The sequence below is a fragment of the Marmoricola sp. URHB0036 genome (assembly GCF_000426045.1).
Taxonomy (GTDB): domain Bacteria; phylum Actinomycetota; class Actinomycetes; order Propionibacteriales; family Nocardioidaceae; genus Marmoricola.
In genome coordinates, this window is the sequence record NZ_AUEP01000009.1 from 212,087 (window position 1) to 235,611 (window position 23,525).

Annotated in this window: 22 protein-coding genes, 3 tRNA genes and 1 pseudogene; 14 read left to right on the top strand and 12 right to left on the bottom strand. The window is 63.5% G+C overall.

Features of this window, described 5'->3' with window-relative positions:
• Nucleotides 1–17: 17 nt before the first annotated feature.
• From H976_RS29965 to H976_RS30660, 3 genes are all read right to left on the bottom strand, one after another.
• Nucleotides 18–99 (bottom strand) — tRNA-OTHER (locus H976_RS29965).
• A 22-nt stretch (nt 100–121) separates the two neighbouring features.
• Nucleotides 122–194: transfer RNA gene (locus H976_RS0111925), tRNA-Ala, on the bottom strand.
• Nucleotides 195–203: 9 nt separating this feature from the next.
• On the bottom strand, nt 204–329 hold the full coding sequence (locus tag H976_RS30660; protein ID WP_231388879.1) for a DLW-39 family protein: 126 nt from the start codon (nt 327–329) through the stop codon (nt 204–206).
• An 824-nt stretch (nt 330–1,153) separates the two neighbouring features.
• Between H976_RS30660 and H976_RS29970 the strand changes: the two genes are divergently transcribed.
• Both H976_RS29970 and dcd read left to right on the top strand, forming a co-directional pair.
• Nucleotides 1,154–1,438: a hypothetical protein gene (locus H976_RS29970; protein ID WP_155918188.1), complete on the top strand. Its 285-nt coding sequence runs from the start codon at nt 1,154–1,156 to the stop codon at nt 1,436–1,438.
• A complete protein-coding gene (gene dcd / locus H976_RS28785; RefSeq protein WP_196804045.1) occupies nt 1,398–2,447 on the top strand; it encodes a dCTP deaminase in 1,050 nt (349 codons plus the stop codon). Before H976_RS29970 ends, dcd begins: the two co-directional genes overlap by 41 nt.
• A 167-nt stretch (nt 2,448–2,614) precedes the next feature.
• Here dcd and H976_RS0111950 read toward each other — a convergent pair whose 3' ends face one another.
• From H976_RS0111950 to H976_RS0111965, 4 genes are read right to left on the bottom strand one after another with little or no spacing between them, the layout of a single operon-like run.
• Entirely contained in the window at nt 2,615–4,516 is a 1,902-nt protein-coding gene (locus tag H976_RS0111950) for an ATP-dependent helicase (protein ID WP_081682845.1), read from the bottom strand.
• Nucleotides 4,517–7,615: a type I restriction endonuclease subunit R gene (locus H976_RS0111955; protein WP_027861736.1), complete on the bottom strand. Its 3,099-nt coding sequence runs from the start codon at nt 7,613–7,615 to the stop codon at nt 4,517–4,519.
• The gene (locus H976_RS28790) at nt 7,612–8,859 is read right to left on the bottom strand and encodes a restriction endonuclease subunit S (protein WP_051276726.1); all 1,248 of its coding nucleotides are present in this window, start codon (nt 8,857–8,859) and stop codon (nt 7,612–7,614) included. Before H976_RS28790 ends, H976_RS0111955 begins: the two co-directional genes overlap by 4 nt.
• Entirely contained in the window at nt 8,856–10,424 is a 1,569-nt protein-coding gene (locus H976_RS0111965) for a type I restriction-modification system subunit M (protein ID WP_027861737.1), read from the bottom strand. The genes H976_RS28790 and H976_RS0111965 overlap by 4 nt, the downstream gene beginning before the upstream one ends.
• A gap of 412 nt (nt 10,425–10,836) precedes the next feature.
• Here H976_RS0111965 and H976_RS0111970 point away from each other — a divergent pair, with 412 nt between their 5' ends.
• The gene (locus H976_RS0111970) at nt 10,837–11,073 is read left to right on the top strand and encodes a helix-turn-helix domain-containing protein (protein WP_027861738.1); all 237 of its coding nucleotides are present in this window, start codon (nt 10,837–10,839) and stop codon (nt 11,071–11,073) included.
• A 58-nt stretch (nt 11,074–11,131) separates the two neighbouring features.
• On the opposite strand, the gene H976_RS0111975 is transcribed toward H976_RS0111970, so the two are convergent.
• Nucleotides 11,132–12,055, bottom strand: coding sequence for a helix-turn-helix domain-containing protein (locus H976_RS0111975; RefSeq protein WP_081682846.1), 924 nt, complete (start codon nt 12,053–12,055; stop codon nt 11,132–11,134).
• Nucleotides 12,056–12,225: 170 nt separating this feature from the next.
• Between H976_RS0111975 and H976_RS30905 the strand changes: the two genes are divergently transcribed.
• The 11 genes and pseudogenes from H976_RS30905 to H976_RS31130 all read left to right on the top strand — a co-directional run.
• The gene (locus H976_RS30905) at nt 12,226–12,360 is read left to right on the top strand and encodes a hypothetical protein (protein ID WP_255337311.1); all 135 of its coding nucleotides are present in this window, start codon (nt 12,226–12,228) and stop codon (nt 12,358–12,360) included.
• A complete protein-coding gene (locus H976_RS0111985) occupies nt 12,357–12,683 on the top strand; it encodes a hypothetical protein (RefSeq protein WP_027861740.1) in 327 nt (108 codons plus the stop codon). Before H976_RS30905 ends, H976_RS0111985 begins: the two co-directional genes overlap by 4 nt.
• A 12-nt stretch (nt 12,684–12,695) precedes the next feature.
• A complete protein-coding gene (locus tag H976_RS0111990; protein ID WP_027861741.1) occupies nt 12,696–12,896 on the top strand; it encodes a hypothetical protein in 201 nt (66 codons plus the stop codon).
• Between the two features lie 78 nt (nt 12,897–12,974).
• Nucleotides 12,975–13,160, top strand: a complete 186-nt coding sequence (locus H976_RS0111995; protein ID WP_027861742.1) for a hypothetical protein — start codon at nt 12,975–12,977, stop codon at nt 13,158–13,160.
• 128 nt (nt 13,161–13,288) lie between these two features.
• Nucleotides 13,289–13,453 carry a hypothetical protein gene (locus H976_RS29975; protein ID WP_155918190.1) on the top strand — a complete coding sequence of 55 codons (165 nt, stop codon included), beginning with the start codon at nt 13,289–13,291 and terminating at the stop codon, nt 13,451–13,453.
• Nucleotides 13,453–15,741 carry a type IV secretion system DNA-binding domain-containing protein gene (locus tag H976_RS0112005; protein WP_027861743.1) on the top strand — a complete coding sequence of 763 codons (2,289 nt, stop codon included), beginning with the start codon at nt 13,453–13,455 and terminating at the stop codon, nt 15,739–15,741. The genes H976_RS29975 and H976_RS0112005 overlap by 1 nt, the downstream gene beginning before the upstream one ends.
• A 139-nt stretch (nt 15,742–15,880) precedes the next feature.
• Complete coding sequence (locus H976_RS29500) at nt 15,881–16,672, top strand: replication-relaxation family protein (RefSeq protein WP_196804046.1); 792 nt, start codon at nt 15,881–15,883, stop codon at nt 16,670–16,672.
• Nucleotides 16,673–16,714: 42 nt separating this feature from the next.
• The gene (locus tag H976_RS0112015; RefSeq protein ID WP_155918194.1) at nt 16,715–17,125 is read left to right on the top strand and encodes a hypothetical protein; all 411 of its coding nucleotides are present in this window, start codon (nt 16,715–16,717) and stop codon (nt 17,123–17,125) included.
• Entirely contained in the window at nt 17,118–17,558 is a 441-nt protein-coding gene (locus H976_RS0112020) for a helix-turn-helix domain-containing protein (protein WP_027861745.1), read from the top strand. The genes H976_RS0112015 and H976_RS0112020 overlap by 8 nt, the downstream gene beginning before the upstream one ends.
• Complete coding sequence (locus tag H976_RS28800; protein ID WP_196804047.1) at nt 17,551–18,180, top strand: ImmA/IrrE family metallo-endopeptidase; 630 nt, start codon at nt 17,551–17,553, stop codon at nt 18,178–18,180. The genes H976_RS0112020 and H976_RS28800 overlap by 8 nt, the downstream gene beginning before the upstream one ends.
• A gap of 9 nt (nt 18,181–18,189) precedes the next feature.
• Nucleotides 18,190–19,209: pseudogene (locus H976_RS31130) on the top strand (recombinase family protein); the annotation flags it as partial.
• A gap of 174 nt (nt 19,210–19,383) precedes the next feature.
• Here H976_RS31130 and H976_RS29985 read toward each other — a convergent pair.
• The 4 genes from H976_RS29985 to gyrA all read right to left on the bottom strand — a co-directional run bounded on the left by H976_RS29985 (nt 19,384) and on the right by gyrA (nt 23,471).
• The gene (locus H976_RS29985; RefSeq protein WP_155918196.1) at nt 19,384–19,536 is read right to left on the bottom strand and encodes a hypothetical protein; all 153 of its coding nucleotides are present in this window, start codon (nt 19,534–19,536) and stop codon (nt 19,384–19,386) included.
• A gap of 370 nt (nt 19,537–19,906) precedes the next feature.
• Nucleotides 19,907–19,983: transfer RNA gene (locus tag H976_RS0112040), tRNA-Ile, on the bottom strand.
• Nucleotides 19,984–20,058: 75 nt separating this feature from the next.
• A complete protein-coding gene (locus H976_RS28805; protein WP_051276729.1) occupies nt 20,059–20,787 on the bottom strand; it encodes a DUF3566 domain-containing protein in 729 nt (242 codons plus the stop codon).
• A complete protein-coding gene (gene gyrA, locus H976_RS0112050; protein WP_027861747.1) occupies nt 20,787–23,471 on the bottom strand; it encodes a DNA gyrase subunit A in 2,685 nt (894 codons plus the stop codon). The genes H976_RS28805 and gyrA overlap by 1 nt, the downstream gene beginning before the upstream one ends.
• Nucleotides 23,472–23,525 lie beyond the last annotated feature (54 nt).

Here is a 23,525-nt window from a genome sequence, read left to right on the forward strand (position 1 = left end):
ACCACACAGTCGGGAGGTGGCGGGGCCTAGGGGACTCGAACCCCTAACCCCCTGCTTGCCAAGCCCAGAAGCAGGCACAGCCGCTACCAATTGCGCCCCACCACGGCGCGGAAGAAATCAGTGGAGCCTAGGGGACTCGAACCCCTAACCCCCTGCTTGCAAAGCAGGTGCGCTACCAATTGCGCCAAGGCCCCGAAGGAAGCTCAGGCCTTCTCGACGTTGTCGGTGGCCTGCTGCCACAGGGCCTGCTCCTGCTTGCCCTGGTCCATCTTCTTCTTCGCGAAGACTGCGCCGGCGACAGCGATGGTGACGAGCAGGATCTTCTTCATCTCGGTGTTCCTCCAGCGTCTCGAGAGTGGGCCTAAGTGGTCACACCTTGAAAACGGGTTTGGCTCAAGCCCTGAGCGTCTTCGAGTCAGAATCGTACAGATCACCGCCATCAACCGTGCTGCCAGCCCGCTGGTCAGCCGCTGACCGACTCGGGCAGCCCGCAGTTGAGGAGCTGATCGCCGTCTACGAAGCCGGCGCCAGCGCCCGAGTCCTGGCTGCTCGGTACGGCATTGGTCGGAACACGGTCATCCGATTGCTGCGTGCCAGCGGCGTTGAGATCCGCCCACCGCATCATCACTAGTCAGCCGGATCTTCGTCACACTGCCGGGCAGGTGTGCCGCCCCGGCGATCGACCCCGTGATGCCCCGGTCCGGATGCGCGATCACTGGATGGCGGCCAGTGTCTTGACCCTTCGGACAGAACGAATCATGCCGCGGTAGCGGACGAGGACTTATGCACGCTCGGAGGACGTCAACTCGAGTGCCTCGGCCGCCGACCTAAAGACCGGCCAGTAGGGACTAGAGACTTCGTTGTAGTACCTACGGCGCCCGCTTTCCAGGGAGTTCAACATACCGTGGGACTCGAACCGGCGGAGTTCGTCGGCGACTCCACTGGCCGCCTCCCCCAATTTGCGCATCGCGTCCTGGGCCTCCTGAAGATAGAAGGGCTCCCCCGCGCGCTGCAGGATCCAAGCGGCCAAGGCAAGGCGCAGAGGACGACCGAAGAGCTCCTTCGCCGTCTGCTTTTTGTCGCCACGCCAACGAGGGTCCATCAGAAACTAGTTTCTAGGTCCTAGTCTGTAGATACTCAGGAGGTGACTCTAGTGGCTCAGCAGGCGCTGCGGTATACAAGGCAGGTGCCGGAGGACCAAGTTGTTGAACTGCTGTACCTCGACAGCCAGGGGCGAGAGTTAACTCGCCATGTTGTTCCGGACCGCATCTGGTTCGGCCGCACCGACTGGTTCCCCGAACCCCAATGGCTGCTCGACGCCTTCGACGTAGAACACGGGCACGTCCGTTGTTTCGCTTTGGAGCAAGTCAAGCTGATTTCCGCGCATAATCACTCGGGTGTACCTGACGGACGCTCAACTTCGATCTCGCCTTTCTGAGTTTCAGTTCACCTCGGAAAGCAGCGACCACCCCTTTGACGAGACGTCGCAGATCGGCCCATGCTCAATCGACCTGCGGTTGTCGGGGACTTACTGGACTCCACATCGAGCCCGCCAGGCCCCCTTTGGACGCCGCCGAGTAGTCGATCTCGAGCGCTCTCGCGTGATGGAGCTGTCACCGAACCGCGGGTGGCAGCATCACCGCGTCGGTTGGCAAGACAAGATCACCATCCGCCCAGGACAGATGGTCCTTTGCCGCGTTGCCGAGCGCTTCGTGATGCCACCTGACTGTGCCGGCGCCATCGAGGGTAGGAGCAGCTACGCCCGCCTCGGCCTGTCGGTACACACCGCGGGCGGATTCATAAACCCCGGGTGGAAGGGTCACATGCCTTTGACCTTGTTCAACCACAGCCCCGTCACTTTGCGCATTCCGGTGGGGACTCCGTTGTGCCAGCTACTGGTCGTGCCTCTGACGGAGCGCGTGGAATCGGACTACGCAGCACTCGGCGATCGCAAGTACCTGAACGATCAGGGCGGTCCTTCACTTTGGTGGCGCGACAGCGTTATGAAGGACATCCGTGAGCGATTTGCTTCGGTGCATCTTGACGCGCGCGCCTTTGAGGAGCTCGAAGAGCTCCTGATCGACACCCCCGACGAGGGGGTGCTGGTGCGCCTCGAGAACTTCTTGGCGACGCAAGGCAACCGCAGTTTCGGAAACGCGGACGAACTTCTCCGCGACTTCGCGAGTCATGAAGGGCGCCGCAAGGCCACCATGGCCACCACGTTCGTTGTGGCACGCGGGGCATGGACCGTCACAATTCCATTCTTCAGCAGTCTGTTCTTCGTTGCACACGTTGCGCTATGGCTCTGGATTGTGGCTAGTGTCCTGATGGGTGCGAGCCTCATCGCGCTTGTCTGGGGAGCGACTCGACGGATCCCCTTCTACCTGACCAAGGCAGTGCTGAGTGACCTCAATCTAGCTAAGCAGCGTCGATCCAGGCAGACGTGACGCTTGGCCGCACGAAAGAAACCCTCTAGTGGCTCGATCTCTTGATCACCAAGGCTAGCTACTTTAAGGGAAGAGCCGTTTCGACTCTGGTCGCCAGCGCTAACGCGCCTGGCCCGAAGCCCGAAGCAACTTCGCGGAGCCATTTCGAGTCAGGATCGTATTGGCCGTCAGGTCTCAGGGGGTATATAGGCCGTTCCATCCGAGGGTGTGAGGTCGAGGTCACTCAAGAAGGGGCTGCGTTCCCGCTGTTGAGCCACCCGAGGCTCACCAACCCGGGCGGTCCCACCAGTTCGGCGACTGGCAAACGTCGCGACTGTCAGGTGAGTTGCCCGCGTAAAGGCGACATAGAGGAGGCGGCGCTCCTCATCGATATCGCAACCGGGCCGCGGGATGTTCTGTGCCTCTACCCCCATGACGATCGCAGTATTGACCGTCAAACCCTTCGATTGGGACATGCTCATGATCCTCACGCCGCCGGTCGCGGTGACAGCCTGGTCTCTCGCCGTCGGCTGCAGCTCGGCCAGAAAGCGCTCCAGACTCACCCCCTGCAAGAGGTCATCCGCGCTGATCAGCAGGTCCATGGCCGCCTGGGTGAGTTCGCCAGCCTGAACGTAGTCGGTCAGCCACCGTCCCCAGCCATCGTCACCAAGCTCCACAGCCTCCAACGAGTGCTCGTCGAGCCAGGCTTCGAGCTCTAGCACAACCTCACGAGCCTTTCGGGCGGCTGAACTGTTCTGCGCATCATCGCGGATGAGGTTTCGCAATCGGCCGGCAAAGATTGGGGATCCAGTGTCGGCCTCTACCAATCGGATGAACGCCGGGCCGATCCCCGCCGTTAGATGAAGCAGACTGCGCCAGGCCAAGGAATCGTCCCGATTGACCATGAGATGGGCGATGGCCAGGATGCGGCGAAACCCGGTTTCCGCAAAGGTGGCGTCCACGTCGGTGGTGTCCTGGACTGGAATCTCCCGTTCAGCCAGGTGATCGGCCAGTTCGCGCTTCCAAGTGTTTGCACTCGACCGAACGAGAACGGCGATCTCTTCGGGGGCAACGCCGCTGGCGAGCCTCCGCGCGATGATGTCTGCTACGCCCCTAGCCTCCGCCGTGTTGCTGCGGTATCGGAGATAGCCGAATTCTGTGGGGTTGGCGCGGTCGGACGGAGTCAGCCGGGGTTTCGGCGCACGGCCAGAATCCTGCTCGATCAGGGAAGCCGCGACCTCGAGGGCCCGCCCCCCACAGCGCTGCGAGAGCGTCAGAGGGTAGTCAGCAGATGCGTTGAAGGTGGACAGGAAAGTCCTGATGCCATCGGGCGCCGCGTTGCGCCAGCTGTAGATCGACTGGTCGTCATCGCCGATAGCGATGATCGCGACGCTCCTGTGCGCGACTTCTTCGAGGAGGCGTTGGTCGGCAGCGTTCAGATCCTGGTACTCGTCAACGATCAGCAAGTCGAGGTCTACTCCCGCCTCGTCCATGTCTTGGAGCACCCCTCCGGCCTGCATTGGCAGTTCACTCAACAGCGTGTAGCCATACAGTTGCCGGTGAACGCGCCAGACTCCCTGGAATGCCGAGACCAGGTCAGGCTGCTCCTGAGCCAGTTTTGAGCGCGTTGTACTCAGCGTCTGGAATCCGGCCGCGAGTTCCTGCAACAGTTCCCGGATCGTACGGATGTTGACGTTCGACCCGCGCGCCAGTAGCCGGGCCTTGAGGTCAGGCTCGATCAGCTCCCGAATTTCCCATTGATCAGGTATACGGAGCGGGTAAGGCAGCCTTGCAGACCGTTGACGCATGAGAACTCCCAATGCAAAGCCATGTACCGTGCTGGGTCGGCGATCACCCAATGCGCTCAGCTCAGCGTCCTCAAGCTTCTTGGCAAACTCCGCGGTGGCTGCCCGCGTGAACGTCACATAGCCCACACGGAGGTCGGGATTCGCAGCGATGGCTCGCTCGAGATAGGCCACGCTCGTGAAACTCTTCCCGGTCCCGGGACCAGCCAAGACTCGCGCACTGTCAGTTGGGCTATGAGCGAGGAATGCCTGCTGTTCAGGTGAGTACTCCATCGAGTCAGGCATCTACTTAGCCTCGTCTGCGCCCAGGTCGAAGAAACGCTCGAAGAACGATCCCAGACGTTCAAGGACGCGTTGCTTCTTTACGCCGTGGCCACCGTCTGGTGCGAACCGAGATGCGGGCGGAAGGATCTTGGTAACAGCCGTGCCGGTGGTCGGGATAGCACCGTCTCGGAAGGCGTGCTCAACGAATGCCTTGGTCTCCTCCGGCTTAAGGCCCTCGTCGTCGATGAGTGCGTCCAACTCGGCCGCGCGCTTGGCGCTGATGAACGCCTTCCACTCGTCGTCGATCTCGCCGGTGGCCGAGACACGGTCGACGAAGTCCATGATGAGGTCCTTCTTGTTCCTCAGCGTCAGGCTGGAGTCAACGGCTCGTTCGATGTTCACGACCGCCTCTATCTCCTTGTCCTCGCCATTACCCCGGGCCGCGCGCCACTCCTGGACGAGCATCAGGATGTAGTCGACGTTGATCTCGACTTGCTTGATGAGCTCGATCTCGAACAAGACATCGTCGTTGATCGACTCCTTGTCGCTCTCAGTCCCCGTGCGGAAATCGGCGTACAGATTGAGGTAGACGCTCCGGTAGTCCTGACTCTCTCGCTCGGTGAGGACTTCGTTGCCGGCGAACTCGTCGAACGAGGTCAAGATGTTCTGCAGCCGGAGGATTGTGCCAAAGAGCGCGATGAACTCCTTCTGAGCCGACTCGCCGAGGATCGGCGCACCGAGGGGGAACCTGTCGAGCAACTCACCTACGCGCGATGCGTACTCGGCGAAATAGTCGTTGTACGGCTTGAGCAGTACGATCCCCCGCGCCTCCTTGTTGCCGAACAAGGCGATGGCGTCGTTGGTCTCGTCCTCCAAGTCGCGGAAGGACACGATGTTGCCGTAGGTCTTGACCGAGTTCAGGATGCGGTTGGTGCGTGAGTAGGCCTGGATCAAGCCGTGGTTGACCAGGCGCTTGTCGACGAACAAAGTGTTCAGCGTCGTCGCGTCAAACCCGGTCAGGAACATGTTGACGACGATGACCAAGTCGATTTCGCGGCTCTTCAACCGCAGTGACAGATCCTTGTAGTAGTTCTGAAACTTGTCCGCGGAGGTGTCGAAGCTGGTGCCGAACATCGCGTTGTAGTCCGCGATCGCCTCGTCGAGGAAATCGCGCGAGGACTGGTCGAGTGAGCTGGTCTCGAACCCCTCGTCGTCGAGGTAGTCGTCACCTACATCTTCATTGGCGGCGTACGAGTAGATGATGCCGACCTTCAGCCGCTGGTCCGGCGTCGAGTCCTTCTGTTGCTCCTTGAACTCTGCGTAGTAGCGCTTCGCGGCGTCGATCGATGCCGTCGCGAACAGGGCGTTGAAACCGTGGACTCGCTTACCTGCCAACGAATAGTGCTGAGCGCGCCTGGTCTTCTGGTCGAAGTGCTCTCGTGTGTAAGCCGTGACCTGGCCCAGCCGCTCCGGTGCGAGCAGTGCCCTCTCGGTGTCGATGGCCGAGACCTGCTTGTCGGTGAGTCCCTCCGGCAACTTGATCGTGTTGACGTAGTCGATTCGGAACGGAAGGACGTTCTTGTCACTGATGGCGTCGACAATCGTGTAGGCATGGATCGCCATCTGGTGCTGGTCGGGCGGGCACTTCCTCGGATCGCCATGTAAGAAGCAGCCGAAAGCCTGCGCGGTTGTCCGCAAGTTTGGATTTCCGCCACCGCCGGCGTTGACCGAGAAGATTGGCGTGCCCGTGAAGCCGATGAGGTTGTAGCGCTTGAATGCCTTGGCGATCGCGGTGTGCATGTCACCAAATTGGGACCGGTGGCACTCGTCGAAGATAAGCACGACGTGGCCGTCGTAGATCTCGTGCCCCTTGTTGGCGGCAATGAACGTCGAGAGCTTCTGGATCGTGGTGATGATGATCCTGGCGCTCGAGTCCTCCAACTGCTTCTTGAGCACCGCCGTGGAGGTGTTGGAGTTTGCTGCCCCTTTCTCGAAGCGGTCGTACTCGCGCATGGTCTGGTAGTCGAGGTCCTTGCGGTCGACGACGAACAGCACCTTGTCGACGGCCGGGAGATTGGAGACCAGCTGCGCCGACTTGAAACTAGTCAGCGTCTTACCGGAGCCGGTCGTATGCCAGACATAGCCACCAGCCGCGACCGTACCGAGCTGCTTGTAGTTGGTGGAGATCTCGATCTTCTGCAGGATGCGCTCAGTCGCCACGATTTGGTACGGACGCATGACCAGGAGCATCCGGTCAGCTGTAAGCACGCAGTACCGGGTCAGGATGTTCAGCAGCGCATGCTTTGCAAAGAAGGTCTTGGTGAAACCGGTCAGGTCCTGGATTGGCTTGTTGGTGGCGTCGGCCCACCATGAGGTGAACTCGAATGAGTTAGAAGTCTTGCGGCCCTTCTTCGCGGCCACGTTCTCGCTGAGGTGCTGACGGCGCGTGGTGTTGGAGTAGTACTTCGTCAGCGTGCCGTTGCTGATCACGAAGAGCTGCACGTACTCGAACAAGCCCGAGCCGGCCCAGAAGCTGTCGCGCTGGTAGCGGTCGATCTGATTGAACGCCTCGCGGATATCAACGCCACGCCGCTTCAGTTCGACGTGCACTAGGGGCAGCCCGTTGACTAGGACGGTCACGTCGTAGCGGTTAGACCGCGCTGCTCCACCGTCGCCCTGGCCGATCTCGTACTGATTGATCACCTGAAGGCTGTTGTTGTGGATGTTCTTCTTGTCGATCAGCATGACGTTCTTGATCGAGCCGTCGTCGCGCTGAAGGACCTGCACATGATCCTCTTGGATGCGGACGGTCTTCTCGACGATGCCCTCGGTGGCACCTGCAATCTTCTCGGAGAAGAACTGTTTCCACTCCGTGTCTGTGAAGGTGATGCCGTTCAGGGCTTCGATTCGGTTGCGGAGATTGCTAACAAGTTGCGCCTCGCTTGTGATCGGCAAGTAATCGCATGCTTGTGACTGCAAGAGCTTGATGAACTGTCGTTCCAGGTCTGCCTCTGTCTGATAGGCGGTTTCGGAAGAAGCATCCGGGGAGAACTCAGCAACAACCGTGCTCTCAGAGGAGACGGCTATGGGCTCATAGCGTGTCGTCTGCGACTCACTCATGCCGGCACCTCGTCGAACATCAGCAAGCGGTCTCGATAGTGCCCGCACTGCTTGCGTCGAGCAACGAGCTCGTCTTGCAGAGCCGACTCGAGGGCAACACCGGCACCGAGCACCCGGAGGATCTCCTGCTGTGCTGCCACAGACGGCAATTCAATCTCGAAGGCCTCGAACTGCTCCTCCTTCCATCGGCGACGACTCTTCATCGTTCCGCGCTCCACACCGGTCACCTCGGCGGCCACACGCTTCAGGGTGTATTCGTCCAGAAGGTAGAGCAGGAGCCATCCCGGCAGTACACGTGTTTCGTCGAGGTCGTAGACGGGGAACTCGCTCGACACCACACCTCCCGCGAGATCCGGTGTGATGATGCCGAAAGAACCTTCGACAACGAACATCCGATTGTAGATAAACTGTCCAGCCTTCACCCGGTAGAGGGTGGACCCCTTGATGGCGCTTCCCGCCTTTGATCCGCGCGCGAAGGCGCCCTCGCCGTACCACCTCACACCTAAGTTCACATACGATTCATCCGGCTGAACACGCAATGCCTCACTGGACTTCGTTGCCACGTCACCGATGCGAACACGCTTAACGCCATCCGGACTGAGCTTTCGTATCTGTCCCGCGTAAGGAAGGGAGCGAGTGAGAGCAACACGCTGCCTCTTCCGCAATTGAAGCTCTGCCGCCAACTCCGCCTCCAGTTCGGTGAACTGGTCCAGGATCTTCACAATCGAGCGCTGCACCTCAAGCCGTGGCACTGGCACCCGAAAAGCACCCATGGTCTTCGCATTTAGATTGTTGATAGTCGTCGAACTGAGTGCGCCCTCCAAGTACCTGGAGAACCTCGTGCTCAAAAGGGCGTGGAAGAGGAAACGCGAATCGACACCGCTCTTGACTCTAAGTACTGCCATGAATCCACCGAAGTAGTAATCGACATCCTTCTCCACGTAGGCGACCTTCCCGACGTGTGACTTACTTCCGCTTGCGACGCTGATCAGGATGTCATCGGCTTGAAGTCGCTGGTCAGGCCGAACTCGCACTGAACCAGACACCTCTTTCACGTCACCGAAGTTGAGGGTATTCGACGACAAGGTGATGTTATTGGCGCGCAATACCCGGATGTCCCCACCGGCCTCCTCGTCAACTTTGCTGTAGGTGACGCCGCGCACATACGATGCGATCTCGCCGACATCCTTGTATTGGACGCTATCTGAAGCCAAGTTGCTCACGAGGTCATCGACGAGACTCACGGTGCCGACTCCAGATCCGCAACCATTTCGTCGATCACTGCGCGGAGCTCCGCCTGCCTGGCAACGATGCGCGCAATGTCGGAATTCAGGTCTGTGATGTCGACAGTTTCGCGCGTATCAGCAACTGCTACGTACGACATTACAGAGGCAAGATAGTCTCGCGCGGCGATCTCGCCATTGGGCACAACCTGTGAGAAGTGGTCGATACTCTCGCGGGCGATGTACGTGTCGAGGATTCGCTGCTGGTTAGCCGTGGTGAGTTTGTTCTTATTGCCTCCGCGGACGAACTCGGCGGATGCGTCGATGAATACCACGTCATTAGTCTGCTTCGACTTCTTCAGGATGACGATGCACGTCCCGATAGTCGTGCCGAAGAAGAGGTCCGGCGGCAACTGAATCACAGCGTCAATGTAATTGTTGTCGATCAAGTACTTGCGGATCTTCTGCTCCGCGCCGGCGCGGTAAAGCACGCCAGGAAATTCGACGATCGCCGCAACGCCGTTCACTGCCAACCAACTCAACATGTGCATGGTGAAGGCAAGGTCGGCTTTGGACTTCGGCGCGAGGACCCCGGCTGGCGCGTATCTGGGATCGTTGATCAACAGCGGGTTGGCGTCACCCTCCCAATTGATCGAGTACGGCGGATTAGACACGATCGCCTCAAACGGCTCGTCGTCCCAATGCGCCGGATCGATTAGCGTGTCGCCGTGGGCGATATCAAATTTTTCGTAATTGATGTCGTGAAGAAACATATTGATGCGCGCCAGGTTGTAGGTGGTCAGATTGACCTCCTGACCGAAGAAACCACCCCGCACGTTCTCTTTGCCAAGCACCATGGCGAATTTCAGTAGGAGCGACCCGGAGCCGCAAGCGGGGTCGTATACCTTGTTGACGGATGTCTTCCCCACCACGGTGAGCCGGGCGAGAAGCTCCGAGACCTCCTGCGGCGTGAAGAACTCGCCACCGGACTTGCCGGCACTGGAGGCGTACATGGTCATCAGGTACTCGTAGGCGTCGCCGAACGCGTCGATGGTGTTATCCGCAAAGTCCCCGAGGTTCAGGTCCGCAATGGCATTGAGCAGCTTCACGAGCCTCTCGTTGCGCTTCGCTACTGTGCTCCCAAGCTTCTGACTGTTGACATCGAGGTCGTCAAACAGACCCTTGAGATCGTCCTCGCTGTCAGTGCCGAGGGCCGAACCCTCGATGTTCTTAAACACGGCGGCAAGCGTCTCGTTGAGGTTTTCATCGCCAGCAGCGTGCTTTCGCACATTCGTGAATAACTCGCTGGGAAGGATGTAGAAGCCCTTTTCGTCGACCGTGTCCTTCCGACCGAATTCCGCATCCTTATCTGCGAGTTTCGTATAGTCGAAGTCCGTGTCGCCAGCGTCCTGCTCCATCTTGTTGAGATAGGCAGTGAGGTTCTCCGAGATGAAGCGATAAAAGAGCATGCCGAGCACGTAGCTCTTGAAGTCCCAGCCATCAACGCTCCCGCGCAACTGGTTGGCGATGCGCCAGATGGTCTTGTGCAGCTCGGCGCGCTGCCCCTCCTTCGTGGTTGGGGTCATAGACCAGGGTCCTCGTCTCCATGAACTGTGCGCTTGATGCCCGCGCCAGGTCCTGCAAGCTTGCCCGGCCCGCTTGGCGTGTGCAGGGTAGCGCTCACGACCGTCCTGCCTCGCGAACTCGTCGAGGTCGATGGCACGTCGCATGCTGGATGGTAAAGAAGAAACATAGTAAGAGTATATTTCATTTCCGTACTAAAGGGGATAGGCCACCGCAAGTCTCGCATGCATAGCCCCTATTCCGGCGGCTTTGTGTTCGTGATACTCAGCCGTACGTCGGGTGGCTGATTAAAGGCCGGATAATCATTGCTGGCCACCAAACCATAATGTGTTGCAACACCTTCCCGCCAGGCTCGTCCACAGGTCTACGAGGCGAGCGTTACGCAGGACGGCTCACGCGCATACGCTCGGTATCGTGACTGATCGCTTCCTCACGCGCGAACAGGTGGCCGAGGAGCTCGCCACCAGCAAGGCTCAGGTCTACGCACTCATCCGGCGGGGCGACTTGCGGGCGATGAAGATCGGCGGCCGGGGAGTCTGGCGCGTGTCCCGGCAGGACCTCGAGGATTACATCGCCCGGACGTACGACGAAACCGAACGCTGGATCGTCGGGCATCCGTTCACCGATGACGGGACTGACGCCGAGGACTGACCGTCCGCAACCTGTCTCACGAGGAGTCAAACGCCTCTACGCGTGGCCCGCGGGGAGCCTATAGGTCTTCAAGTCGCCGGCGCTCGCCGCTTGCGCTTTCCCACACGCCTTCCTCAACTTCTATCCAACCGCTCTTGGCAGCCCACCGTTCGCGTTCCCGCGAAACTCCGAAGAGCGCCTTGGGACGATTGAAGTCCTCCTCCCTCATTCGTCCCCACGAAATGCGATACCGACGCTGGCACGTCAATCCGCCGAGATTCAGCCGGGTCAGCCTGGCTTCAGCGAAGGGGAGGACCCTGTCGCCGTTTATATAGATGATGGTTCTGCTGTAACCGTGCAGTTTGACGAGGATCTCAAACTCCGCTACCCGCGTGTTGGCAGGAATGGCGAACTGGAACGCCGACAAGCCGATGGGCGGCCGCGCTTCCCACATCTCCTCGAAGGGGGCGTACATCCCGGTGGTCGAGTCGGGAAAGTTCAGCAGCCGGGCGGCCCGCGTCGCGTCCGCGTCCCCGTCATCCGGGCGGACCAAGCCGAAAGCATCCTGGAACTGCGTCGGCTCGGGCCACTTCGAGAGGATCTCGTCATCAACAATCAGGTCCGGGCGGAAGGAGTTGCGCTCCGTCTTCCCGGACCACGTGAAACGGATCTGACGCAACGTGTCGTGATGAAACGCGGGCGCTAGTTGTAGCTTGACAACCTGCTGGCTCGGGTAGACGTCTGATCCCTGGATCGTGACGCCCAAGATGTCCTGGTAGGCGTCAAGCAGTCGAGGCGACAAGTGCTGCGATCCTCGCTCCACCCGACTGAGGATGGTGTGCGTACAGCCTGCACGGCGCGCGAGTTCCCGCAGAGAGAGTCCCGCCTTCATCCGGTACATACGAAGCAGCCGACCACGTAGTTCGTGATCGACTGCCGACTCCCGAGGTCGCGGTGGAGGCTGGACTCCGCTCACTAGGTCACCACCCCGTGTCACCGCCATGCGTAGGTCGAGTGTGAGTGGTTACCGAGGCGCGGTCAACCAGTCACCACCAAGCTCGGCAAAGTCAGGCACAACACCCCGCTTTGGTGACTCAGAAATCGCCATTAGGCCTCCGCCAAGGCGGTCGTGGTGACCTTAGTGCCCACCCGGCCGCGCAGTGAGGAGGCACCGTGATCCGTCCGCCCAGCGAGCAACGGCCCCGGCTGGTCTGGAGCGCCGACTCCCGTCCTTCCACCGAGGCCGACATCACCGAAGAAGACGTCGAGTACCAGGAGCGGCTCGACGAAGAGAGGAAGCAGTCATGAGCGAATTGATCCCGTACAGCGAGCGTGGCCTGAGCCGCGACTCGCGGCGTGCCGGTAGGGCAATCACCCGCAGCCGGTCCGTCACCCAGATGCGCATGGCCCACGTCGACGACGAGACCGACGTGACCATGCAGAAGGTCGAGGCGCTGACAAGCGCCACCGGTCTCGCCATGTCGGCGGTCACCCGGGTTGCCCAGGCCCAGAAGCACCTCGAGCTGCAGACGCCGGAGGTCAGTGGCCGCCTGGCCTTCCTGGCCGATGCCCATCTGCTGGCTATGGGCGACACCCTGCAGGACCTGCGACGTCAGCTACGGAACAAGTAGTAGGCGGACGCCATGACGTTCGGCTTCTTCTGCCTGCTGATCCTGGTTCTGGTGGTGCTCGTTGCCAGCCTGGCCATCCTGACGCTGTCGTCGGCGGATCGACGCCGAGCCGACATCGAAGCTGCCCGGCTCTCGGCCGAGCAGCGCGTCGAACTGACCACCCGCGCGTTCCTGCGTGCCATGCGTGACATGAACCGCGGCGGCGGGATCTGACGCCCAACCATCACGCGATCCGGCGGTCGGCTTTCGAGTCTCTCCGCCGGGTCGCTGCACATCGAGAGAGGGAGTCCTATGGCCAACGATCCCCGCAGTTGGCTGGACCGGCTGGCCGCCGCTGCCATGACGCTGCTGCTCGCGGCCATCGCCATCTCGGTGGCCATCACGATCATCGAGCCGTACCTGGGCTTCATCGGGGTGGTCGTGGGCATCGGCGTGGCGCTCACCGTGTACCGCGCCTGGCAGCGGAGTCGTTGGTGAGCCCTCCACCGGTCAGCGGCGAGCGTTGTGCATTCCACAGCGGGCGAAGCCTTGACCGGCCGCGATGACTTCGGCATAAGAACAAGTAGGGGCGTTGAGGAAAGTCAACGCCGCGGAAGGAGGGAGGCATGACGAAACGAGTACGGCCGGAACGCCGGTTGATCATCACCAGCACGCGGCGTCCGGTGAGCGAAGACGGGCTGGCCCGCTTGGTGGCGGCCATGGTGTTGCACCAGCTTGACCAGCAGCGCGCCGAAGAGATCGATGCGGGCGATGAGGAGACCTCCGCCTGATGCTGCTGCTCATCCTGACCACCATGGCCGGGGCGGTGGTCACTGCCGTGCTCGTCGGGTTCCGGCAGTGGGAGGGCGCTGCCTGGCGGCGTCAACTCGTCGGTTTCCGGCTGCGGCTACCAACCGGACTGACCAGCGAGCAGATCGCCGGCTGGCTGGCGTCGATCGCCGCGCTGACGCACGCACCGCGGGGCGTCCTACTGCCATCGCCGCCAGTGGTCATCGAGGTGCGTGGCACGGCGATGGGGGTTGAGTACCAGCTGCTGGTACCCCGACCACTGCGCGGTGCGGTGCTCTCGAGTCTCGCTGCGAGCCTCCCGGCGGTGCGCGTCGAACCGGACGAGGCCCGTGGGCTGACTATGGCCGGTGTACGACTCGCCGCTGGTCTGCGGCTCGCGGGTCGGCATCGCCAACTGGCTATCGAGCGCGCCGACCTCAGCAGTCGGACGCTCGCGGCCGCGTTGCAGCCACTGCGCAACGGCGAGTCGATCGCCTGGCAATGGATCATCAGCGGTTCCGGCACGCCACCCCCGGTCCGCACGGGAGACTCCACAGCCACCGGGCTACCGTGGTGGCTCGAGGAGCAGGCTCCCGCCGATGCCGACGGCCTCCGCGCCGCTCGTCTCAAGCAGCGCCAACCGCTGCTCAACGCCACCGCCCGGCTGGTGGTCGAGGCACCGACGCGGTCGCGGGCCCGTTCGCTCTTCGGCCGCGCTTGGGGCGGGGTACGGCTGACGAGCGTCCCGGGCAGCCGCCTGGTGCGCGACTACTGGTCGGCCACCGTCACGCAGTGGCAGGTGGCGCACCGCTGGGTCCCATCGCTTTCCTGGCCGCTACGGCTCAACGCCGCCGAACTGGCCGGCCTCATGCCCTGGCCGGTCGGCGACGAGCCGCTCGCCGGGCAGCCGATGAGCATCACCCGCCAGGTACCCCCGCCGGTGAACCTTCCCGTCAAGGGCACGGTGCTCGCCGACGCCACGTATCCCGGCCAGTCCCGGCCGATCCGCCTCGCCGAGCGCGACCGCCTGATGCACGTCAGCCTTCTCGGCCCTACCGGCACCGGCAAGTCGACGCTCATGGTGAACATGGCGCTGCAGGACATCGAAGCCGGGAACGGCCTGGCGCTCATTGATCCCAAGGCCGACATGGCCCGCGACCTGCTCGACCTCATCCCACCCCGCCACCAGGACAAGGTCGTGGTGCTCAACCCAGCCGACCTGAACCGTCCGGTCGGCTTCAACCCGCTGCAGACCAGCGGCGGCGAACAGGCGCGTGAGTTGGCGGTCGACCACGTACTCCACGTCTTCCGCGAGGTCTGGGCCGGCTTCTGGGGCCCGCGCACTGACGCCGTGCTCCGTTCGGCGCTGCTGACGTTGTCCGCGGCCTCGGCCAACGATGGCTCGGCCTTCACGCTGTGCGAGTTGCCCAAGCTGCTGTCCGACGACGCCTTCCGGCGCTGGCTGACCGCTAACCCGGCGTTGCCGGAGTCCGTCCGGGAGTTCTGGGACTGGTTCGACCGGCTGAAGCCCGCCGAACGGGTGCAGGTCGTCGGGCCGGTCATGAACAAGTTGAGTGCCCTGACGCAGCGCACTTCGCTGCGTCTGATCCTCGGACAGAGCCAGGGGCTCGACCTGACCCGGATCATCGCCGAGGGCAAGATCCTGCTGCTGCCCCTGTCGCGCGGCCTCATCGGCTCGGAGACGGCGGCGCTGCTGTCCTCACTCATGTTGGCCTCCATCTGGCAGGCCGTCCTCGGCCGCGTCCGGGTCGCGAAGGACGCCCGGCGGCCGTTCTGGCTCTACATCGACGAAGCGAGTGAAGTCGTTCGGTTGCCGCTGGACCTCAGCGACGTCATGGCCGAGGCCCGGGGCTTTGCGACCGGACTGACGCTCGCCACCCAGCACCTGGCGCAGCTGCCGCAAGACGTCCGACGGGCACTGCTGGCCACGGTCCGCAGTCAGATCGTCTTTCAGGTCGAGGCCGACGATGCCCGCGTGTTGGCGCGCTCGTTCAGCCCGACGCTCGACGAGACCGACCTGCGCAGCCTGCCGGCCTACGAGGTGGCCATGCGCCTCTCCATCGACGGGCACACCAGCCGCCCGATCACTGGCCGGACCCGGCCGATGCCGACCACAGATGCGGCCGTCGGCGACCGCCTGAAGGCCATCAGCCGCAACGCTTACGGCGTCAGTCGGCGCGACGTCGAGGCCGCTCTCCACGCCCGCGGTCGGGCGCCGGGTGGCCACGACCGTCCCGTCGGTCGTCGGCCAGCGCGGGGGTCGTCTTGAGTCACCTGGATGTGGGCACCGCTGTTACGACCGGCGTTGCGTCCGCTGTTGCGATCACGTCGAGCACGGATGCCCGGTGGCCTGCGCGTTTGGGGGTCTTCTCGCCATGGACTCCTGTCGTCGAACAGGAGCGTTCGTAGTGCGCGCCCTACAGCCGGACGACCTCTCACCTCGAGACCGCGCCATCCTGCGTGATCTCGCCCGCGTGCGCTTGCTAACCGGAGCGCAGTTGGAGCGGCTGCACTTCTCCGGCCTTACCACCGGCAACGCCCGTGGCAGCGCCCGCCGTCGCAGTCTCGGCCGGCTGGGCCGCGCCGGGCTGGTCACCACATTGCCGCGTCGCGTCGGCGGAGTGCATGCCGGTTCGGCCGGCCTTATCTACACCCTGGATGCCCGCGCCCACCGCGAGCGTCCGTTATGGGATCCCGAATCGATCGGCACCGATATGGCCCGCGTGCGCCGGCCGTGGGCCATCGGCTGGATGTTCATCGAGCACACCCTCGACGTCGCTGAGTTCTACGTCCGCGCTCGGGAAGCCGAGTGGGCCGCCACGCTCCACCTGATCGGCTACGACGCCGAACCGGCCAGCTGGTTCTCGGCCGGCAACCTCACGATCAAGCCGGACGCCTATTTGGCCATCGAGGCCGCTGGCTGGGAACGCCACTGGTGGCTGGAGGTCGACCGAGCCACCGAGAGTCTGCCGACCATCCGCCGCAAGCTCAGCCGCTACCTGGCGCTGTTTCAGCAGGGCAGTCCTGGACCGGCAGGCGTGCTGCCCCAGGTGCTCGTCACGGCGCCCGTTGATCGGCGCGTCGAACAGCTACGGGACATCGTTACTGCCCTGGCGGCGCCGGAGGGCTTCATCACGGTCAGCACCTTCGCCCGGGCCGTCGAGCTCATTCCCGGCGAGCAGGCCCGACCACCGCCCTAGGAGCGCGACACGTATCACGAAACGTAAGCAGGAGACATCCCCATGGAACAGAGAACAGATCAACCACCAGCCGAGGAGCGCGCTGCCGCCCGCTGGAACTACGGCGACGGCGTGCGTCGTTTCGGCCCGGCGTTTGGAGCCTTCGCCGAAGCGATCGGCCACCTGGCGGTCATCCGCGATCCGGAGCTCTACCGCCGCAGTCTCGTCGGCAGTTGGGCAAGCATGGATTCCTTCGTCCGGGACTTCATCCTGGAAACCGAACTCGACGAACAGCTGACGCACGTTCCCGACCGGCTGCGGCCCTATGTCGGCATCGACCCGGAGCGTGTCGCCGCCAGCCTCCGTGAGGAGCTGCTGGTGCTAGAGGTTGACGATCGGGTCTGGGTCTTCGACGCAGCGCCTGTTGTGAAAACTACCGTTGAGGAAAGTCAACAGGAGGCGCATAGTGAGTAGCACTAAGCAGGAACTCAGCACTATGCCTACTAACGAAGCCAACACCGACGAGCCGGCCACGCTCGGTGGTCTCATCCGCGCAGAACGTCAGCGCCAGGAACTGTCCATGCAGCAGTTGGGTGTCCTGGTGGGCGTCGACAAGTCGATGGTCCTGCGCTGGGAGCGTGACGAGTGGGTGCCTCGGGCCAAGCACCTCGGCGCGCTGTCCCGGGCCTTGGAAATCCCGACCCTCGACCTCATGACGCTGGCTGGCGTCGAGTACCCCCACGACGCCCCGAGCTTGCCAGCCATGCTGCGCGCCGAGTACGACCTGCCGCCCGAAGCCGTGGCCGAGGCCGAACGGGCCGTCGCCCGCATCGCGCGCAAGTACGGCGCCACCAAGAAGTCCACGAACAACGAGTCATCAAGCCATGAAAGGAGGAGCCATGACTGACGCACATCTACCAAAGGGGCGCAAACCCCATGACGACGTCATCGGACGGCTGCGGCACATGATGCCGCTGCGCCCGTTGGCGTTCTGGGAGCACAAGACGATCGCCGAGCATCAAGCGACCCGACTCCTCGAACTGCTCGGGCAGCAAAGCCCTGCTACCGACCTAACCTGGCTGACTGAACTAAGCAAGATGCAGGTCGTCTTGGTGCCTAAGTGGCGAATGGACGGACTGTCTGGCATGACGTCCTGGAGAGACGGCAAGTGGCTGATCGGCATCAACAAGGGCAACCCGCCGGCCCGCCGCCGTTTCACCTTGGCCCACGAGTTCAAGCACGCCCTCGACGCCAACCGTGACAGCGTCACCTACAGCACACTGAACGACGACCAGCGCGAGCTCATCGCCGACTACTTCGCTGCTTGCTACCTAATGCCGAAGATGTGGATGCGCCGGGCCTGGACGCGTGGCCTGCAGGATCCCGAAGCCCTGGCTGGACTCTTCAAGGTCAGTCGCCAGGCCATGGACAAGCGACTTCACGACCTGGGCTTCACCGAAAGCGAACCAGACCGCAGCGTGGCCAGCTACTTCCGCACGACGTCAACCCCACGCGATCTGGCGGCATAAGGACAAGACATGGGCGACGTCATCCAACTGAATCGCGACTCCGACTCGGATGTCCGCCTCCGGGCTGTCATCTACCTGCGCGTCTCAACGCTCGAACAGGCGAACACCGACTACGGGGACGACGGCTACTCCCTTCAGGCCCAAGGTGAGGCTTGCCGGCGAGCCGCTGAGCGCCTGGGCGCGGACGTCGTCGACGAGTACGTCGATCGCGGCAAATCAGCCCGCAGCGCCGACCGCCCTAGGTTGCAGGACATGCTCCGGCGCATCGCCCGCGACCGGGATGTCGACCTAGTGATCGTCCACAAGCTCGACCGCCTAGCCCGCAACCGAGCCGACGACGTCCAGATTGTGTTGGCAATCAAGAACGCCGGCGCCGCGCTGATCTCTGCCACGGAGAATATCGACGAGACGCCAAGCGGCAAGCTGCTGCACGGCATCATGGCATCAGTCGCCGAGTTCTACTCCGGCAACCTCGGGCTTGAGGCCAAGAAGGGCATGAAGAAGAAGGCCGAACTCGGCGGCATGCCGGGCAAGGCACCGGTCGGCTATCTGAACCGCCGCGACCAGACCGACGGTAAGAACATCGGGGTCGTGGTGCTCGATCCTGAGCGGGCCGACCATGTCCGCTGGGCTTTCCACGAGTTCGCGAAGGGGGTCGTCAGTCTCGACGGCCTGTGTACGGCGTTGACGGACCGCGGTTTTACGCTGCGCCCGACAGCCCGCTTCCCAGCCCGACCGATCCACAAGTCGGCGCTGCAACGGGTGCTCACGAACCGCTTCTACGTCGGCTTTGTGACTTTCCAAGGCGTGGAGTACGACGGGCGCCACGAGCCGCTGGTTGACCGGTCGACGTTCGAGGCGGTGCAGGACCTGCTTCGCAGTCGGCGGCGCGGCGGCGACAAGCCGCGAAAGCACGACCACCCGCTGAAGGCCGTGCTGCACTGCGCTCGCTGTGGACGGCGAATGGGAATCATGTACGCCCGGGGCAGGAATGACCAGCAGTACCCGTACGTCTACTGCCTCGGACGTCAAGAGGACATCAAGAGCTGCAGCCAGGGACTGATCCGGCTTGAGTGGGTCGAAGACGGGTTGGCGCGTCACTTGGCCACGCTCAGACTCGACGAGACAGATGCCGCCCTGGCCCGACAAGCAGTCAGAGAGTGGCACGAGGCTGGCGCCGAGGACTCGCTGCATGAGCTTCAATCACAACGGCTGCGGTTGGATCAACTGAAGCGTCGACGGCAGAAGGCGAAGGACGCCTACTTCGCCGATGCGATCGGGATTGACGAACTCAAGGCCGAGCAGCAGCAGATAAGTCGCGCCCTGTCTGAGGCTGAGGCAATCATCCAGCGTCACTCGGCAACGCTCCATCAACTGGAGGTCGGCACCGAGTCGGTGATCAGCCTCCTGAAGGACCCTGCCACCTTCTACGAGATGGCCCCAGACTCCATTCGGCGCATGTTGTTGCAGGAGTTGTTTGAGGCCATCTGGATCCGCGACCAGGAGATTGTCGGAGCGGACCTTTCGCGGCCCTACGCCGAGCTATTCGGAGTCACTGCCGCCACAGCGGCAGCCACGTCGGTCAGTGGAGGACACACGACAGTTACCCAGAAGGGACGCAACGGCAGGTCATACCTGCGTGTCGAGCGGCCGAGCGGCCTGCTGGACATCGACAGAGAACTAATAAGACGGACTTCAGTGGTCCGTGTTTCAAACTTGAATGCTTTGGTGGGCCTAAGAGGACTTGAACCTCTGACCTCTTCCTTATCAGGGAAGCGCTCTAACCGTCTGAGCTATAGGCCCGGGTGGGTCCTGGGTGGACCGACAGGGAAGGCTACCCGATGCGGAGGCGCGCCCACAAAACGGTTCGTGGTGGGCTCAGTTGTCCTCGGCCAGGGTGACCTCGATGCCGCCAAGCAGGGCGGCAGCGAGGTTGTAGAGGAACGCACCGAGCGTCGAGATCGCGGTGATCAGGATGACGTCGATGACGGCCACGATCATCGTGAAGCCGAGCACGCGGGAGGTGCCGGCGTACTCCTGGATGTCGAACGGCGTGCCGCTGTCGTTGCCCACGGCCTGCTGGACGATCGAGTTGATGGAGTCCCACACGCCGGCGGCGCCGAGGACGCCCCAGATGATGGCGACGGCGACGACCAGCACGATGCCGAGCGCGATGGAGAGCAGGAACGCGGTCTTCATCACCGACCAGGCGTCGACCTGGACGAGCCGCAGCTGCGCGCGGCGGCTCCGACGGGGTGCGGACCGGGCGCTCGCCGCCGACGAGGGCGACGGCGCGGGAGCCGAGGCGGGTGCTGCCTTGGCGGGCTTGGCCGGACGGGCCTTCGCTGCCTTCTGCTCCTGCTTGGCGGCCTGCTGCCGCGCCTTCTCCTGGGCGCGCTCCTCGGACTTGCGGGCCTTCTCGGCGTCCCGGGCGGCCAGCCGCTCCTCGCGACTGACCCGCTGGGCCTCCTCGAGGGCCTGCTTCTTCGCCTCGGTCTCCTTGGCCTGCTCCGCCTCCTCGACCATCTCGGGCGGCGGCGGCGGCAGGATCGGTCCACCCAACGTACGACGGGGCGCGATCGGGCCATCGTTGGAGCTCTCGGGCATCAGCCCTCCTCAGGCGCCGGCTGCTCGGAAGCCGGCTCGTCGGGGCTGGCTTCCTCGGTGCCGATTGTTGCACTCGAGTCTGAGGAATCCGTCGCCTCGGCCTCCTCGATCGCCTCTTCGACGGCCTCCTCCACGGCGGCGTCCTGCTCCACGCTGCGTGCCACGACGGCGACGCTGTCGTTGCCCTTGGGCGTCACGAACCGCACACCCATCGTCGAGCGCCCGGTCGGCCGGAAGTTCTCGTCGATCGGGCTCCGGACGACCTGGCCGCCGGAGGTGATGGAGAGGATCTCGTCGCCCTCGACCACGATGAACGCCCCCACCAGCACGCCACGGTCCTCGTTGGCCAGCGACATCGCCTTGATGCCCAGGCCACCGCGCGACTGGGTGCGGTAGTCGTTGATGCGGGTGCGCTTGGCGAACCCGCCGTCGGTGATGGTGAAGACGTACTGCTCGACCACCTCCGGCGAGTCCTCGACGTCGCCCTCGACGGCCTCCTCGGCCGCGACCTGCTCGGCCCGGATGACCGACATCGAAAGCAGCGAGTCACCGTCACGGAACTTCATCCCGCGCACGCCGCTGGTGGCGCGGCCCATCGGCCGCAGCTGGTCGTCGTCGGCCGTGAACCGGATCGCCTGTCCCTTGCGGGAGACGAGCAGGATGTCGTCGTCGGCGTTGACCAGCTCGGCACCGATCAGCTCGTCGTCATCCTCGCGGAAGTTGATCGCGATGACGCCGGCCTGACGCGGGCTGTTGTAGTCCGCGAGGTTGGTCTTCTTGACCAGCCCGGCGCGGGTGGCGAGCACGAGGTGGGGAGCCTGCTCGTAGTCGCGGATCGCCAGCACCTGCGCGATCTGCTCGTCAGGCTGGAAGGACAGCAATCCGGCGACGTGGCCGCCCTTGGCGTCGCGCGACGCCTCGGGCAGGTTGTAGGCCTTGGTGCGGTAGACCCGACCGGCCGTGGTGAAGAACAGCAGCCAGTGGTGGTTGGTGGTGGCCATGAAGTGCTCGACGACGTCGTCGCCGCGCAGGGCCGCGCCGCGCACGCCCTTGCCGCCGCGTCGCTGGGTCCGGTAGTTGCTGGCCAGGGTGCGCTTGGCGTAGCCACCACGGGTGATCGTCACGACGAGGTCCTCGTCGGGGATGAGGTCCTCCATGGAGAGGTCACCGTCGGCGGCGATGATCTGGGTACGACGCTCGTCGCCGTACTTCTCCACGATCGCGGCCAGCTCCTCGCCGACGATCTGCCGCTGGCGCGACTCGTTGGCCAGGATGTCCTCGAGGTCGGCGATCAGCACCTCGATCTCGGCGAGGTTGTCGATGATCTTCTGACGCTCGAGAGCGGCCAGTCGGCGCAGCTGCATGTCGAGGATGGCGTTGGCCTGGAGCTCGTCGATCTCGAGCAGGGCGATCAGGCCCTGACGGGCGTCATCGACCTCAGGGGACCGACGGATCAGCGCGATGACCTCGTCGAGCATGTCGAGCGCCTTGACCAGGCCGCGCAGGATGTGAGCGCGCTCCTCGGCCTCCCGCAGACGGAAGCGGGTACGACGCTGGATGACCTCGATCTGGTGGGTGACCCAGTTGCTGATGAACTGGTCGATCGTGAGCGTGCGCGGCACCCCGTCGACCAGGGCCAGCATGTTGGCGCTGAAGTTGGTCTGCAGCTCGGTGTGCTTGAGCAGGTTGTTCAGCACCACCCGGGCGACGGCGTCGCGCTTGAGCACGACGACCAGGCGCTGGCCGGTGCGGCCCGAGGAGTCGTCGCGCACGTCGGCGATGCCCTGCACCTTGCCGGCGTCGGCCAGCTCGGCGATCTTCAGCGCCAGGTTGTCTGGGTTGACCATGTAGGGCAGCTCGGTGATGGACAGGCAGGTGCGGCCCCTGTTGTCCTCGTCGATCTCGATCACCGCGCGCTGGGTGATCGAGCCACGACCGGTGCGATAGGCCTGCTCGATGCCCTGGTGGCCCACGATCAGCGCGCCGTTGGGGAAGTCTGGGCCCTTGATCCGCTCGACCAGCGCGTCCTGGAGCTCCTCGCGCGACGCGTCGGGGTGCTCGAGCGCCCACCGGGCACCCTCGGCGACCTCGCGCAGGTTGTGCGGCGGGATGCTGGTGGCCATGCCGACGGCGATGCCGGCCGAACCGTTGACCAGGAGGTTGGGGTAGCGCGAGGGGAGCACGACCGGCTCCTGCGAGCGGCCGTCGTAGTTGGGCTGGAAGTCGACGGTCTCCTGCTCGATGTCGCGGACCATCTCGAGCGCGAGCGGCGCCATCCGGCACTCGGTGTACCGCATCGCGGCGGCCGCGTCGTTGCCCGGCGAGCCGAAGTTGCCCTGCCCGTGGATGAGCGGCGCACGCATCACCCAAGGCTGCGCGAGCCGCACCAAGGTGTCGTAGATCGCCGAGTCGCCGTGGGGGTGGTACTGACCCATGACGTCACCGACGACACGGGAGCACTTGGAGAAGCCGCGGTCGGGACGGTAGCCCCCGTCGTACATCGCATAGAGCACGCGCCGGTGCACCGGCTTGAGACCGTCGCGTACGTCGGGCAGCGCCCGACCGACGATGACCGCCATCGCATAGTCGATGTAGGACTGCTGCATCTCGTCACGCAGCTCCACCACGCGGACGCGCGGGTTGTCCTCCGGTCCGGTGGGGCCCTCGGGGGGTGTCTCAGACATTCACAATCACTTTCGTGTGTTCGGCTCGGTGGTTGAGGAGGGCCGCCAGACCCG